We start from the raw sequence: 14,784 nt of genomic DNA on the forward strand, positions 1-14,784 counted from the left end.
GCGGTAAACACAGCCAATCCACGAGCCGTACCCGCGTAACCCCCTGTCCAGTCACGTTGGCTGCACACGGCCACAACACGCCCCGGTCCCTGACTGAATTCGGACCGTTCTGATCAACAACCGGTCACTCTGCGGTACTTGATCGGGCGTCAACCGGTTACGGAAGCGACGTAATCGATGATTTGAGCAACTGGGTGTAGCAGCGCCTGCACGAAGCGTTATTCTCCTCAGACGCAATCCGGTACCCCTCCGTCGCTACGACGGGTGAATGTTCCGGTACTGCACGTGATGGAAGCTCTGCCTCTGGGAGTCCCGTGTACCCACACGTCGGGGTTGACGCCTCGGGCCTGGCTACGCTGCGCGCAACGGTCCAAGACCTGTTGCGCGGCTTCGTCCCCACCGCGTACGCCGTCCCCGCCGCCTTCGCCACCACCGCACCCGTCGGTCCGTGCTATGCACTGGCAGACGGCGGCGCGGCGGTTGGCAGACGAGGGCGCTCGGCCGGCGCCGCCACCGCACGCCGTCCGGCCGCTGACAGCGACAGCGCCCGGATGATGGACCTCGTGGAGCGTGCCCAGGCCGGCGAAGCCGACGCCTTCGGCCGCCTCTACGACCAGTACAGCGACACTGTGTACCGGTACATCTACTACCGAGTGGGAGGCAAAGCCACCGCCGAGGACCTCACCAGCGAGACCTTTCTGCGCGCCCTGCGCCGCATCGGCACGTTCACCTATCAGGGGCGCGACTTCGGCGCCTGGCTGGTGACGATCGCCCGCAACCTGGTCGCCGACCACTTCAAGTCGAGCCGCTTCAGGCTGGAAGTGACCACCGGCGAGATGCTCGACGCCAACGAGGTCGAGCGCTCCCCCGAGGACTCCGTCCTGGAGTCCCTCTCGAACGCCGCACTGCTCGACGCCGTACGGCGGCTCAACCCGCAGCAGCAGGAGTGCGTCACGCTCCGCTTCCTCCAGGGCCTCTCCGTCGCGGAGACCGCCCGGGTGATGGGCAAGAACGAGGGTGCGATCAAGACCCTCCAGTACCGGGCCGTGCGCACTCTCGCCCGGCTCCTCCCGGACGACGCCCGCTGACGGCATACGCTCGGTAACGCCCAACTCGCGCTCAGTGAAAGTCCGTTGAGTTCGCGGTCGGATCATCCGCCGTCCGTAACCCAAGTGCCGCGCCACTCGTTGTGCGGGATACAGGCTCCCTGTGGTCACGACCTGACCCTCTCCGATCACTCGATCGTGTGGATGTGGTCAGGCTGTGCAACCCTCAGGACCCCCTGGGGAGTCGACCGTCATGACGCGAGAGGAGGTGCCGCCAGTGATCGCGAACGTATCGGCGCACCGGCGGGCGAACGCCTTCGCCCAGGCCCTGGAAGAGGAGCTGTCCGACCAGGGCACGGCGGCCGAGCAGTCCGAAGGACCGGCCCCGGCCCCGGCTGCTGCGGAACAGACCGAGCAGGGCCGCATGCTGGCCTTCGCCACCGGTCTCGGCGAGCTGCCCAAACCCGTACTGGACCCCGAGGTCAAGGTGGTCCAGCGGGCTCAGCTGGTCGCCGCGTTCGAGGCCATGCTGCAAGGCGAGGCACCCGGACCCTCGGTACCGGAGCAGCGGTCCCGGGGTGCGCACCGGGCCACCGGTCTGGGCAAGCTGCGACCGCGGTCCCGACTCACCAAGGGCCTCGCGGCCGGCGGACTGAGCGTCGGGGTCGCGGCGGGTGCCTTCGGCGGAGTGGCCGCGGCGAGCTCGGGCGCCCTGCCCGGTGACTCGCTCTACGGCCTGAAGCGCGGCATCGAGGACTTCAAGCTCAACTACCTGTCCGACGGCGACGACCAGCGCGGTGTGGCCTTCCTCGACCAGGCGTCCAACCGCCTGAGCGAGGCACGCCGGCTGATCGAGCGGGACCGCAGCGGCCACCTCGACCACGAGCAGCTCGGCGAGATCCGCCGCACGCTCGCCGGCATGACGCACGACGCGTCCGAGGGCCACCGCCTGCTGCACGAGGCGTACGAGCAGGACCCGAACTCGCTGGGCCCCATCCAGGCCCTCTCCGCGTTCTCCCGCTCGCACCGCGAGGCCTGGGGCGCCCTGCGCGACCGCCTCCCCGTCCAGCTCGGCGACGTCAGCGACCAGGTGTCGTCGGTCTTCGACGCCATAGACGAAGAGGTCGCCCCGCTCCAGTCGCTGCTCCCCCAACCCCCGGCGACGACCCCCGGCACCGGCAAGCACCGCGCTCCGGGTACGGGGTCCAAGGGCGGTTCCACCGACACCCACCGCTCGACGACACCGAGCACCACGGAGGGCTCCGCCGACACCAGCCACTCCAGCACCCCGAGTTCGTCCGCCACCACCGGCGAGGGCCTCCTCGGCGGCAACACGGGGGGCCTCCTGGACCCCCCGAAGGCCACCGGCACGGAGTCGCCGTCCGCGAGCAAGCCGTCGATCACGGAACCGGACGTCACGCTGCCACCGCTGCTCCCGGGCTTGCTGCCGGGCCTGGGCATCGACAGCGAGGACGCGAATTAGCTCCGCCGGTTCCGCAGTTCCTTGGCTGCGGGCCGGTGGGGGCTGGTCGCGCAGTTCCCCGCGCCCCTAAAGACGATGGGTGCCCCTCGCTGGAGGGGCACCCATCGTCGTACAGCCGAAAAACTAGAAGAACACCGACCGCCGCTGCACCAGCAACTTGTACAGCGTGTGCTGGATCTGTTCCCTCACCTGATCCGTGAGGTTGAACATCAGCATCGGATCCTCGGCGGCCTCCGGCGGATAGCCATCCGTAGGGATCGGCTCGCCGAACTGGATCGTCCACTTCGTGGGGAGCGGGATCGCACCCAGCGGCCCCAGCCACGGAAACGTGGGCGTGATCGGGAAGTACGGGAACCCCAGGACGCGGGCCAGCGTCTTGGAGTTGCCGATCATCGGGTAGATCTCCTCGGCCCCGACGATCGAGCACGGGATGATCGGCGTGCCCTTGCGCAGGGCCGTCGAGACGAAGCCGCCCCGGCCGAAGCGCTGGAGTTTGTACCGCTCGCTGAACGGCTTGCCGATCCCCTTGAAGCCCTCCGGCATCACACCGACCAACTCACCGCGCCCCAGCAGCCGTTCGGCGTCCTCGGCGCAGGCCAGCGTGTGACCGGCCTTGCGGGCGAGCTCGTTGACCACCGGCAGCATGAAGACGAGGTCCGCCGCGAGGAGCCGGAGGTGCCGGCCCGCCGGGTGGTTGTCGTGGACGGCGATCTGCATCATCACGCCGTCCAGCGGCAGCGTCCCGGAGTGGTTGGCGACGATCAGCGCGCCGCCCTCCGCCGGGATGTTCTCGATGCCCTTGACCTCGACCCGGAAGTACTTCTCGTACAGCGGGCGCAGCGCCGGCATCAGGAGCTCGTCGGTGAGCTCCTCGTCGTAGCCGAAGTCGTCGACCTCGTAGTCCCCGGTCAGCCGGCGGCGCAGGAAGGACAGGCCGTGGGCGACCCGGCGTTCCAGGGCGCTCTGGAGGCTCTGGATCTCCTCGTCCTGCGGCTTCTCCGGCTCTTGTTCCTCACGCGTCACAGGAACATCATCCTGCGCGAAGTCCCGGCCCGGCAGGGGCTGGACCTCACGGACCAGCGCGGGCTCGCCGTTCTTGCGCCGGTTCCCCGTGCTCCGGCGGCGCTGCGGCCGCTGCACGCCGTTCGCGCGGGACCGGTCGTCGTCGAACGGAATGACCTTGGCATCCGCCATCGTTGATGCGCTCCTCAGTTGGCGCTCGGCGTCGGGGGGTGGCCACTGTCCGACCTGGACAGCGCGGCGATCCGGTCGACGGCCCCCGCGAGGACCTCCGGCGGCAGCAGCCCCGGGCCCTGGCTGCGCGCGAAGTCCGCAAAGGTCTCGGCGGTCGTGTACTTCGGCTTGTACCCCAGCGTCTCGCGCATCTGGACCGTCGACACGACCCGGCCGTGGGTGAGCAACCGGATCTGTTCCGGGGAGAAGTCCGTCATCCCCAGCGTACGCACCAGGGAACCCGCCCAGGTGACCGCCGGCAGCAGCAGCGGCACGGTCGGGCGGCCCAGGCGCCGCGAGCACTGGGAGAGCAGCAGGACGCCGTCCCCGGCGATGTTGAAGGTGCCGCTGTTGAGCGTGCCCCGCTCCGGGTCGTGCGAGGCGATCCGCAGTACGTCGATCACGTCGTCCTCGTGCACGAACTGAAGCCGCGGGTCGTAGCCGAACACGGTCGGCAGCACCGGCAGCGAGAAGTACGAAGCGAGCGGTGAATCCGCCGTAGGACCAAGGATGTTGGCGAACCGCAGCACGCACACGGCGACGTCCGGCCGGCGGCGGGCGAAGCCGCGGACATAGCCCTCGACCTCGACGGTGTCCTTCGCGAAGCCGCCGCTCGGCAGGGACTTCGGCGGGGTGCCCTCGGTGAAGACGGCCGGGTCGCGCGGGGCGGAGCCGTAGACGTTCGTGCTGGACTTCACCACCAGGCGCTTGACGACCGGCGACTTCTGGCAGGCGCCGAGCAGCTGCATGGTGCCGATGACGTTGGTCTCCTTGACCGTGGTCCGGCTGCCGCTGCCCAGGGCGGTGCCCGTCACGTCCATGTGGACGACGGTGTCGGCGCCCGACTCGGCGAGCACCCGCGCGATGGTGGGCTGCCGGATGTCGGCCTGGATGAACTCCGCGCCCCCGAGATGGTGCCCGGGCGCGACCGCGTCCACGGCGATCACCCGGTCCACCTGAGGGTCACGCTGGATCCGTCGTACGAACCGGCCCCCCAGCTGTCGGGCCACTCCGGTCACGAGCACGACCTTCCCCAAGATCAGCGCCTTCCTTCCGAGTTACCCGTGTGCGGCCAACCTAGCGGTTAGGTGTTGCGCTGTGATGACCGCATGACCGCGTGACCGACGGAAGTCCTGAACAAAACTGTGGCCCCCCACCGAATTCGGTGGGGGGCCACAGGAGACGCTCTCGCGGCGCCGCGTCGCCTACTTCTTGTTACGACGCTGCACGCGCGTGCGCTTCAGCAGCTTGCGGTGCTTCTTCTTAGCCATCCGCTTGCGCCGCTTCTTGATAACAGAGCCCACGACTACCCTCGCTCACTTCTCATCACTCGGTGCTGGGCATCATGGGCCCATACGACCTACAAGGGGCCAGCCTACCCGTCCGAGAGCTGAGGTCGTAATCGAGGTATCGCCTCAGGCTGTCTCCACCCCCACATAACTCTCGCGAAGGTACTCGTGTACCGCTTGCTCGGGGACGCGGAAGGACCGCCCCACCCGGATAGCGGGCAGATGACCGCTGTGCACCAACCGGTACACGGTCATCTTCGACACTCGCATCACCGAGGCGACCTCCGCCACGGTAAGGAACTGAACCTCGTTCAGAGGCCTCTCGCCAGCTGCAGCCATGACACACCTGAACCTTCCGCACTCGACGGTCACCGGCTTCCCCTTCCGGTGACTCTTCGTCGTTGCGTGCTCACTCCCCAATGTAGGGGCGTGTGATGCGAGTGGGGAAGAGGTGCACCCATCGGCGGCCATCGGCGGCCTACTGTGACAGACACGCTCGATTGAGTACGTAGCGGGTAAGCGGCCGGTAGTAAGCGGACCGCACGGCGTCATCAAGTGGAACGACGACGGACACCGACCCCTCGGCCTCCCCCACGAACAGCGCGGGGTCATCGGTGTCAGCCAGCCCAATGGCCTCGAACCCCAGCTGACCTGCTCCGCAGACCCATCCGTGGTCCCCGATCACCAGCTCCGGAAGCACCCCGCCGACCTCCGCCGCCGCACCCAGCACGGTACGAACCGGCAGCGGTGAGTGCGTGTGTGCGCCGGGCTCACAACCGGTGCGTTCGGGGCCCGGTTCGCGGACCAGGCCGACCCCCTGGACGTAGTCAAGGTTGTACGTGCGTAGACCGAACCGGGTCGTTATGTCGACAGAGAGACCATGCGCAGGGGTGAGAACAGCACACCCCGCCGCCGACAAGGCGTCCGCCAACGCGGCGTAGAACCCGAGCAGCCGATGCGGATGCCCGGTCCCGAGAAGCACGGCACCGCTCCGCTCCGCTACCTCCCCCAACCGATCGGCGAAGGCATCCAACGCGGCCAAAGTCCGCTCCGGATCGATCACATCATGCCCGGAAGTGTGCGTCGGGTCGGCCGAAACCCCACACTTGTCCGCCATCAGCCCGATCAAGTCCCGCTGCCCCCAAGTCCATTCGGGATCGAGTCCGATCAGCACCCGAGGATCCCGCGCGGCGAAGGCCCGATAACTCCGCAGACTCTCCTCCCGCGAGGTCGCCACGGGGCCGGCCAGCCGGGCGGCCAGCAGATGCGCGCGGAGGGCATCGGTGCTCAACACGGGAGCGATGCTGACGGACACGGCACCCCGGCACGACGAAAACCCGGGAAACACCGCGCGGTTGGCGTAACACCGGTGACAGGACGATGACAGGACAGTGACAAAAGCACCCACAACTGTCGTACGGGTTCCCGGGTCTCACCTTGCGTGGACGGAACGACCAACCGTCCCAAGCAAGTTGACCGACACATCACCAACTGGGGGAACACCGTCATGATCAAGCTGTCCCGTCGCACCACCACTGCGGCCGCACTCACGATCCTGGCCCTCGGCGGCACGGTAGCCGCCACGGCCCCGGCCTCGGCAGCCACATCTACCACCAAGGCGGCAGCCGCCGCCACCTACAACGGCGCCTGCGGCACCGGCTACAAGGTCATCGACTCCACGCCGGTCGGCAACTCCGGCAAGGTCTTCGTGACCTGGAACGCGTCAACCGGCAAGAACTGCGCGGTGACCGTCCGCAACGCCGTAGGCAACAAGATCAACATGAGGGTCACCCTCGACGCCCTCGGCGACTCCGACGCCCCGGCCGTGGACTCCGGCACCTACACGAGCTACGCCGGCCCGGTCTACGTCGAGGGCCGCGACTCCTGCATCGCCTGGGGCGGCACGATCGGCAACGCGTCGGCGGAGGACTCGGGGCACTGCGGCTGACGGGTGCATGGTGACCACCGGGGGCGGAGTGAACGGCCGTCCCCGGTGGTCGGTCCTCGACGCGGGCGGCGGCTTCTCAACGCCGGTAGGCGTCACCCAGAACGGGCTGGCATGACACCGCCAGGGGCCGGCACTTCTAGGCACCGGCCGGAATCAAGCAGCGCAGGGCGGCATCTCCCGGGCACGGACCGGAATCGCCCAGCACAGGCTGCACTTGTAGGCGCCGATCGACACCACTCAGCACAGGCCGACAATTCCAGGCACCGGTCGACATCACTGATTGCAGGCCAGCAGCTCTAGGCATGGGCGGGTGCTCCTCGACGCCGGGGGACATCACCCACCACGGGCCGGCATCTCCCCGGGACGGGCCGGAATCCCCCACCACGCCCGGCACTCCTCGACGCCACCCACCCGCACTTCTCAGCACAGCCCAGCAAATCCAGCCCGTCCGGCGTTTGAGGACGAGGCCGTTCAGGCCGAAGCAGGGGTCTGGGGGCGGCAGCCCCCAGGGATGGGACGGGTAGGGGCGGCGGGGGCGAAAAATCCCCGCGACACCAGCCCCCACCCACCCGCACATCCACCGGACACCTACGCCAACAACCCCCGCAACGGAAACACCGCACGCCGAGTAGCCACCACCGCCTGGTCAAGACGATCCCCGGGGTCATACCCCGACTCCCAGTCGGCGTAGGCCACCGGCCACCGCCCGTCCGTCATCCGCTGCGGCCCCAACTCCCGCGTCCGAGCGAACACTTCCTGCCGCCACCCCTCAGGAATCACCGCCTCCGGCGCAATCTCCCGCCCCGCAGCGATCGCAACAAGATGCGTCCAAGACCGCGGCACCACCTCCACCACGGCATAACCACCCCCACCGAGCGCGACCCACTTCCCGTCCGCGTACTCGTGCGCGAGCTCATGACACGCCACCTGCACCGCCCGCTGCGCATCCAACGACACCGCGAGATGAGCAAGCGGATCCTCGAAGTGCGTATCGGCCCCGTGCTGCGAAACCAACACCTGCGGCCGAAAGTCCGCGATCAACTCCGGTACGACAGCGTGAAACGCCCGCAACCACCCCGCGTCCCCGGTCCCCGCCGGCAACGCCACATTGACCGCGGACCCCTCCCCCCGCCCCGCCCCGGTCTCCTCCGGCCACCCGGTCTGCGGAAACAACGTCCGGGGATGCTCGTGCAGGGAGATCGTCAACACCCGGGGATCTTCCCAGAACGCCGCCTGAACCCCATCCCCGTGATGCACATCGACATCCACATACGCGACCCGCTCGGCCCCCAACTCCAACAGCCGGGCAATCGCCAACGAGGCATCGTTGTAAATGCAGAACCCCGAGGCACCCCCCGGCATCGCATGATGCAGCCCACCCGAGAAGTTCACGGCATGCAGCGCATCCCCGCCCCACACAGCTTCCGCCGCCCCCACCGACTGCCCAGCAATCAGCGCGGACACCTCGTGCATCCCGGCAAAGGCAGGATCATCCATGGTCCCGAGCCCATACGCCCCGTCCGCCGACTCCGGATCAGCCGAGGCCGCCTTCACCGCCTCGACATAGTCCTCCCGGTGAACCAGCCGCAACGTCGAATCACCGGCGGGCTTGGCCGCCACCACGTCCACGACCTCATCCAGCCCGAAGGCATCGACGAGTCTCCGGGTCAGGTCGAGCCGAACCGGGTCCATCGGATGGTCCCGGCCGAAGTCATAGCCCGTTACTGCCTCGTCCCACATCAGCTGTGCGCGCCCGCTCATGCCCGTCACCGTACCGGCCCTCCTGCGGCGCGAACGAGCGGGCGTACACCAACGTCACCAGCACCAACACCATCGGCACGAGCATCGCCCCGCGATAACTCCAGGCATCGCCCAGCGCCCCCACCAACGGCGAACCGATCAGAAACCCCACGTAATTGAACACATTGAGCCGCGCAATGGCCGTATCCGAAGCCCCCGGGAACAACCGCCCGGCCGCCGCGAAGGTCTGCGGCACCAACACACACAACCCGAGCCCCACCAACGTGAACCCGAGCATCCCGACCCCGGCCCCGGGCGCCACGGCCACCACGGCGAACCCCACCGCGGCCACCACCGCCCCCAGCCGCACCACGGCCACCGCCCCGAACCGCCGCACCCCGAGATCCCCGAGCCCTCGCCCGACCAGGCACATCACCATGTAGACGTTGTACGGAACGGTCGCGACCTGCTCCGAACTGCCCAGCACGTCCTTCAGATACTTCGCACTCCAGTTGGAGACGGTCGAGTCCCCGATATAGGCGAAGGTCATCACCAGACACAACGGCAGCAGCAACTTGAAAACAAGCGGCCCAGCCTCCGCACCCTCACCCTCTTCACCGGGCGCACCCCCGTCGACGTACCACCGACTCCCCACAAAGGCAGCCGGCAACAACACAGCCACCACCGGCAGATACGACACCCACAGCGCGAGATGCCAGTGCGCCCCCGCCCACGCCAGCGAGGCCCCCACAATCCCGCCCAGGCTGTACGCGGCATGGAAGCTGAGCATGATGCTCCGCCCGTACGTCCGCTGCAGACTCACCCCGAGCATGTTCATCGAGGCGTCCAGCGCACCCACCCCGAGCCCGAACGCCCCGAGCGCGACGGCCAGTTCGGCCATGCTGTCGCCCGCCCCGACCCCGAGCAGCGCCAGGAGGACGACGGGCTGGGACCAGCGCAGCAGCACGCTGGGCCGTATTCGCTTCACCAGGTGCTCGGTGGTCACACTCCCGACCCCGGCGAGGATCGGCACGGCGGCCAGGAAGACGGGCAGCAGCCCGTCCGACACCCCGTACCGGTCCTGGATCGCCGGGATGCGCGTCACGAGCAGCGCGAAGGTGGCGCCCTGAGCGAAGAAGCTGAACGCCAAAGAGGCCCTACCGCGCCGCAGCACATCTGTCATGGCGGCGAGCGTAAGGGCCCCGGCGTACTCGTGGGTAGATCCAGCCAAAGATGAATTCTGCTCAGCTTTACCGAGCGACGACCAGCGACGGCACAACCGCAGGTGAGGGCACGTCCCCGGCCTTCAGCTCCGCGTCGATCATCTCCGCCATCGGCCCCACGGCGACACCACCACTGACCACCGACGTCACGGCGATCGTCCCGATCATCACCACCGTGCCCAGCCACACCATGGTGTCCACGGGCAGCGTGTACACCCCGACGATCCGCGCGACACACTCCGCGAGCAGCATCACACCCCACACGAGCGAGAACCGCCGCTCGGCCCGCCGGAACGCCACAGACCCGCTCAACAGCCGCTCGAACGCGGCATCCCGCTCCGGGCTGCCCTTCACGAGGAAGGGCTTCATCCCGGCGGTCATCATCGGCTTTCCCATCACCACGGACACAAGGATCCCGATCCCGACGGCACTGCTGATCCCGCTGTCCTTCGCGAGCATCAACCGCGGGTCACCGGCCACGAAACTGAGCAGCAGCCCGACAACGTTCACGAACAGAATCAGCGCGGCGAAGGCATTGATCGTCCGCTCGGCGACGACCCCCCACACGGTCCGCACCGCCGGCACGACGCTGCTCCACCCCAGCGCCGCCACAGTGCCCATCCCGAACCCGCTCTTCAGCAGGTAGTACGACCCGATCGGTACCGCCACGTCCGCGAGGAGCGGCCCGAAGTTCTTCTTCATGGAGCCCGTGTTCGTCGTCATGCCCTCAGCCTGCCGGAGGCCCCGGCCCGCCAGTAGAACCGATCGTCCGGACCTCGGCATGACAAATGTCAGCGCCCCCACCCTGCCCGAGGTCATTCCAGCAGGTCAGCCAACTGCCCCATGTCACGAAAGAGTTGAGTAGCCCCGACAAGCCGCTCAACAGGAGTCATCCCGATGAACCCATACACATCCATACCGGCCGCCACACCAGCCCGCACCCCCAACGGACTGTCCTCTACGACGACACACCGCTCCGGCGCGACACCCATCCGCTCGGCCGCGTACAGGAACAGGTCCGGCGCGGGCTTCCCCCGCCCCACGTCCTCGGAGCTGAACACCCACTCGTCCTCGAACCACTCGTCCAGCCCCGTGGTCCGATGCCCCACGCGAATCCGCTCATGACTCCCGGACGACGCCACGCAGTACGGCACCCCGTCCGCGACCAGCCTCTCCAGCACGTCGACGGCCCCGGCGACCGGCTTCAACTCCCGCTCGAACGCGGCGAACACGCGGGCATGGAAGACATCGTCGAAGTCGTCCGGCAGCCGCTGCCCGGTCCGCTCCTCGACGAGATCGTGGACGCGGTGCATCGCGGCACCCATGTAGTCACGGAGGGACTCCTCGTAGGAGGTCGGGTGCCCGAGCTCGGTGAGATAGCGGGCCAGGAGCCTGTTGGAGATCGGCTCACTGTCGACGAGAACACCGTCGTTGTCGAAGATCACGAGGTCATAGCGCATACCGCTGAGCCTAAACGCAGAAAACCCCCGTACCGGATTAACGGTACGGGGGTTTTCGCAATATTTGTTCGGCGGCGTCCTACTCTCCCACAGGGTCCCCCCTGCAGTACCATCGGCGCTGTAAGGCTTAGCTTCCGGGTTCGGAATGTAACCGGGCGTTTCCCTCACGCTATGACCACCGAAACACTATGAAACAGACAACCGCACCACACCCCGCAGAACCCAGGGGTATGGGGTTGTTCGTGGTTTCAGAACCAACACAGTGGACGCGAGCAACTGAGGACAAGCCCTCGGCCTATTAGTACCGGTCACCTCCAGCGGTTACCCGCCTTCCAGATCCGGCCTATCAACCCAGTCGTCTACTGGGAGCCTTAACCCCTCAAGGGGGTGGGAACACTCATCTCGAAGCAGGCTTCCCGCTTAGATGCTTTCAGCGGTTATCCCTCCCGAACGTAGCCAACCAGCCATGCCCTTGGCAGAACAACTGGCACACCAGAGGTTCGTCCGTCCCGGTCCTCTCGTACTAGGGACAGCCCTTCTCAATGTTCCTGCGCGCGCAGCGGATAGGGACCGAACTGTCTCACGACGTTCTAAACCCAGCTCGCGTACCGCTTTAATGGGCGAACAGCCCAACCCTTGGGACCGACTCCAGCCCCAGGATGCGACGAGCCGACATCGAGGTGCCAAACCATCCCGTCGATATGGACTCTTGGGGAAGATCAGCCTGTTATCCCCGGGGTACCTTTTATCCGTTGAGCGACGGCGCTTCCACAAGCCACCGCCGGATCACTAGTCCCGACTTTCGTCCCTGCTCGACCCGTCGGTCTCACAGTCAAGCTCCCTTGTGCACTTACACTCAACACCTGATTGCCAACCAGGCTGAGGGAACCTTTGGGCGCCTCCGTTACTCTTTAGGAGGCAACCGCCCCAGTTAAACTACCCATCAGACACTGTCCCTGATCCGGATCACGGACCCAGGTTAGACATCCAGCACGACCAGACTGGTATTTCAACGACGACTCCCCCTGAACTGGCGTCCAGAGTTCACAGTCTCCCAGCTATCCTACACAAGCCGAACCGAACACCAATATCAAACTGTAGTAAAGGTCCCGGGGTCTTTCCGTCCTGCTGCGCGAAACGAGCATCTTTACTCGTAGTGCAATTTCACCGGGCCTATGGTTGAGACAGTCGAGAAGTCGTTACGCCATTCGTGCAGGTCGGAACTTACCCGACAAGGAATTTCGCTACCTTAGGATGGTTATAGTTACCACCGCCGTTTACTGGCGCTTAAGTTCTCAGCTTCGCACACCCGAAAGTGCACTAACCGGTCCCCTTAACGTTCCAGCACCGGGCAGGCGTCAGTCCGTATACATCGCCTTACGGCTTCGCACGGACCTGTGTTTTTAGTAAACAGTCGCTTCTCGCTGGTCTCTGCGGCCACCCCCAGCTCAAGGAGTAAATCCTCTCACCAGTGATGGCCCCCCTTCTCCCGAAGTTACGGGGGCATTTTGCCGAGTTCCTTAACCATAGTTCACCCGAACGCCTCGGTATTCTCTACCTGACCACCTGAGTCGGTTTAGGGTACGGGCCGCCATGAAACTCGCTAGAGGCTTTTCTCGACAGCATAGGATCATCCACTTCACCACAATCGGCTCGGCATCAGGTCTCACCCTTGTGTCATCCGGATTTGCCTAGATGACGGGCTACACCCTTACCCCGGGACAACCACCGCCCGGGATGGACTACCTTCCTGCGTCACCCCATCACTCACCTACTGCAGGTCTGGTCCGTCGGCTCCACCACTTTCCATTCCCCGAAGGGTCCGGAACGGCTTCACGGACTTAGCATCGCCTGGTTCAATGTTTGACGCTTCACAGCGGGTACCGGAATATCAACCGGTTATCCATCGACTACGCCTGTCGGCCTCGCCTTAGGTCCCGACTTACCCTGGGCAGATCAGCTTGACCCAGGAACCCTTAGTCAATCGGCGCACACGTTTCTCACGTGTGTATCGCTACTCATGCCTGCATTCTCACTCGTGAACCGTCCACCACTAGCTTCCGCTGCGGCTTCACCCGGCACACGACGCTCCCCTACCCATCCATACAGGCGTTGGCCCTATTGTATGAATGACACGACTTCGGCGGTACGCTTGAGCCCCGCTACATTGTCGGCGCGGAATCACTAGACCAGTGAGCTATTACGCACTCTTTCAAGGGTGGCTGCTTCTAAGCCAACCTCCTGGTTGTCTGTGCGACTCCACATCCTTTCCCACTTAGCGTACGCTTAGGGGCCTTAGTCGATGCTCTGGGCTGTTTCCCTCTCGACCATGGAGCTTATCCCCCACAGTCTCACTGCCGTGCTCTCACTTACCGGCATTCGGAGTTTGGCTAAGGTCAGTAACCCGGTAGGGCCCATCGCCTATCCAGTGCTCTACCTCCGGCAAGAAACACACGACGCTGCACCTAAATGCATTTCGGGGAGAACCAGCTATCACGGAGTTTGATTGGCCTTTCACCCCTAACCACAGGTCATCCCCCAGGTTTTCAACCCTGGTGGGTTCGGTCCTCCACGAAGTCTTACCTCCGCTTCAACCTGCCCATGGCTAGATCACTCCGCTTCGGGTCTTGAGCGCGCTACTATATCGCCCTATTCGGACTCGCTTTCGCTACGGCTTCCCCACACGGGTTAACCTCGCAACACACCGCAAACTCGCAGGCTCATTCTTCAAAAGGCACGCAGTCACGACGCACCAAGTAAACTTGATGCGCGACGCTCCCACGGCTTGTAGGCACACGGTTTCAGGTACTATTTCACTCCGCTCCCGCGGTACTTTTCACCATTCCCTCACGGTACTATCCGCTATCGGTCACCAGGGAATATTTAGGCTTAGCGGGTGGTCCCGCCAAATTCACACGGGATTTCTCGGGCCCCGTGCTACTTGGGTGTCTCTCAAACGAGCCGTTGATGTTTCGACTACGGGGGTCTTACCCTCTACGCCGGACCTTTCGCATGTCCTTCGCCTACATCAACGGTTTCTGACTCGTCCTGTCGCCGGCAGACGACAGAAGAGAGATCCCACAACCCCGTACACGCAACCCCTGCCGGGTCTCACACGTATACGGTTTGGCCTCATCCGGTTTCGCTCGCCACTACTCCCGGAATCACGGTTGTTTTCTCTTCCTGCGGGTACTGAGATGTTTCACTTCCCCGCGTTCCCTCCACTTGCCCTATGTGTTCAGGCAAGGGTGACAGCCCATGACGACTGCCGGGTTTCCCCATTCGGAAACCCCCGGATCAAAGCCTGGTTGACGACTCCCCGGGGACTATCGTGGCCTCCCACGTCCTTCATCGGTTCCTGG

Annotated in this window: 12 protein-coding genes and 2 rRNA genes (1 of these 14 only partly in view); 3 read left to right on the plus strand and 11 right to left on the minus strand. The window is 65.6% G+C overall.

What is annotated here, in order from left to right; translation table 11 throughout:
* The first annotated feature begins 314 nt into the window (after positions 1-314).
* A complete protein-coding gene (locus tag OG194_RS19955; protein ID WP_026151088.1) occupies positions 315-1,088 on the plus strand; it encodes an ECF subfamily RNA polymerase sigma factor, BldN family in 774 nt (257 codons plus the stop codon).
* 235 nt (positions 1,089-1,323) lie between these two features.
* Positions 1,324-2,529, plus strand: a complete 1,206-nt coding sequence (locus OG194_RS19960; protein WP_327402187.1) for a DUF5667 domain-containing protein — start codon at positions 1,324-1,326, stop codon at positions 2,527-2,529.
* A gap of 123 nt (positions 2,530-2,652) precedes the next feature.
* Here OG194_RS19960 and OG194_RS19965 read toward each other — a convergent pair whose 3' ends face one another.
* From OG194_RS19965 to OG194_RS19985, 5 genes are all read right to left on the minus strand, one after another.
* Positions 2,653-3,723, minus strand: a complete 1,071-nt coding sequence (locus OG194_RS19965) for a lysophospholipid acyltransferase family protein (RefSeq protein ID WP_327402188.1) — start codon at positions 3,721-3,723, stop codon at positions 2,653-2,655.
* Between the two features lie 14 nt (positions 3,724-3,737).
* Positions 3,738-4,799, minus strand: coding sequence for an NAD-dependent epimerase/dehydratase family protein (locus tag OG194_RS19970; RefSeq protein WP_327402189.1), 1,062 nt, complete (start codon positions 4,797-4,799; stop codon positions 3,738-3,740).
* Positions 4,800-4,967: 168 nt separating this feature from the next.
* Complete coding sequence (locus OG194_RS19975) at positions 4,968-5,066, minus strand: 30S ribosomal protein bS22 (RefSeq protein WP_003948845.1); 99 nt, start codon at positions 5,064-5,066, stop codon at positions 4,968-4,970.
* A 111-nt stretch (positions 5,067-5,177) separates the two neighbouring features.
* Complete coding sequence (locus OG194_RS19980; RefSeq protein ID WP_004984898.1) at positions 5,178-5,390, minus strand: helix-turn-helix domain-containing protein; 213 nt, start codon at positions 5,388-5,390, stop codon at positions 5,178-5,180.
* A gap of 139 nt (positions 5,391-5,529) precedes the next feature.
* Positions 5,530-6,345 (minus strand): phosphatase, encoded by an 816-nt coding sequence (locus OG194_RS19985; protein WP_327402190.1) that lies wholly within the window; start codon positions 6,343-6,345, stop codon positions 5,530-5,532.
* A gap of 213 nt (positions 6,346-6,558) precedes the next feature.
* Between OG194_RS19985 and OG194_RS19990 the strand changes: the two genes are divergently transcribed.
* Entirely contained in the window at positions 6,559-6,999 is a 441-nt protein-coding gene (locus OG194_RS19990; protein WP_327402191.1) for a spore-associated protein A, read from the plus strand.
* Between the two features lie 588 nt (positions 7,000-7,587).
* Here OG194_RS19990 and OG194_RS19995 read toward each other — a convergent pair.
* The 6 genes from OG194_RS19995 to OG194_RS20020 all read right to left on the minus strand — a co-directional run.
* Entirely contained in the window at positions 7,588-8,760 is a 1,173-nt protein-coding gene (locus OG194_RS19995) for an acetoin utilization protein AcuC (RefSeq protein ID WP_327402192.1), read from the minus strand.
* Positions 8,711-9,922, minus strand: a complete 1,212-nt coding sequence (locus tag OG194_RS20000; RefSeq protein ID WP_327402193.1) for an MFS transporter — start codon at positions 9,920-9,922, stop codon at positions 8,711-8,713. Before OG194_RS20000 ends, OG194_RS19995 begins: the two co-directional genes overlap by 50 nt.
* A gap of 67 nt (positions 9,923-9,989) precedes the next feature.
* Positions 9,990-10,685, minus strand: coding sequence for a VC0807 family protein (locus tag OG194_RS20005; RefSeq protein WP_327402194.1), 696 nt, complete (start codon positions 10,683-10,685; stop codon positions 9,990-9,992).
* 92 nt (positions 10,686-10,777) lie between these two features.
* Positions 10,778-11,422, minus strand: a complete 645-nt coding sequence (locus OG194_RS20010; protein WP_327402195.1) for an HAD family hydrolase — start codon at positions 11,420-11,422, stop codon at positions 10,778-10,780.
* 66 nt (positions 11,423-11,488) lie between these two features.
* Positions 11,489-11,605: ribosomal RNA gene (gene rrf, locus OG194_RS20015) — 5S ribosomal RNA — on the minus strand.
* A gap of 95 nt (positions 11,606-11,700) precedes the next feature.
* Positions 11,701-14,784, minus strand: a 23S ribosomal RNA gene (locus OG194_RS20020); it runs 38 nt beyond the window's last position.

It is taken from the genome of Streptomyces sp. NBC_01288 (assembly GCF_035982055.1).
GTDB lineage: Bacteria > Actinomycetota > Actinomycetes > Streptomycetales > Streptomycetaceae > Streptomyces.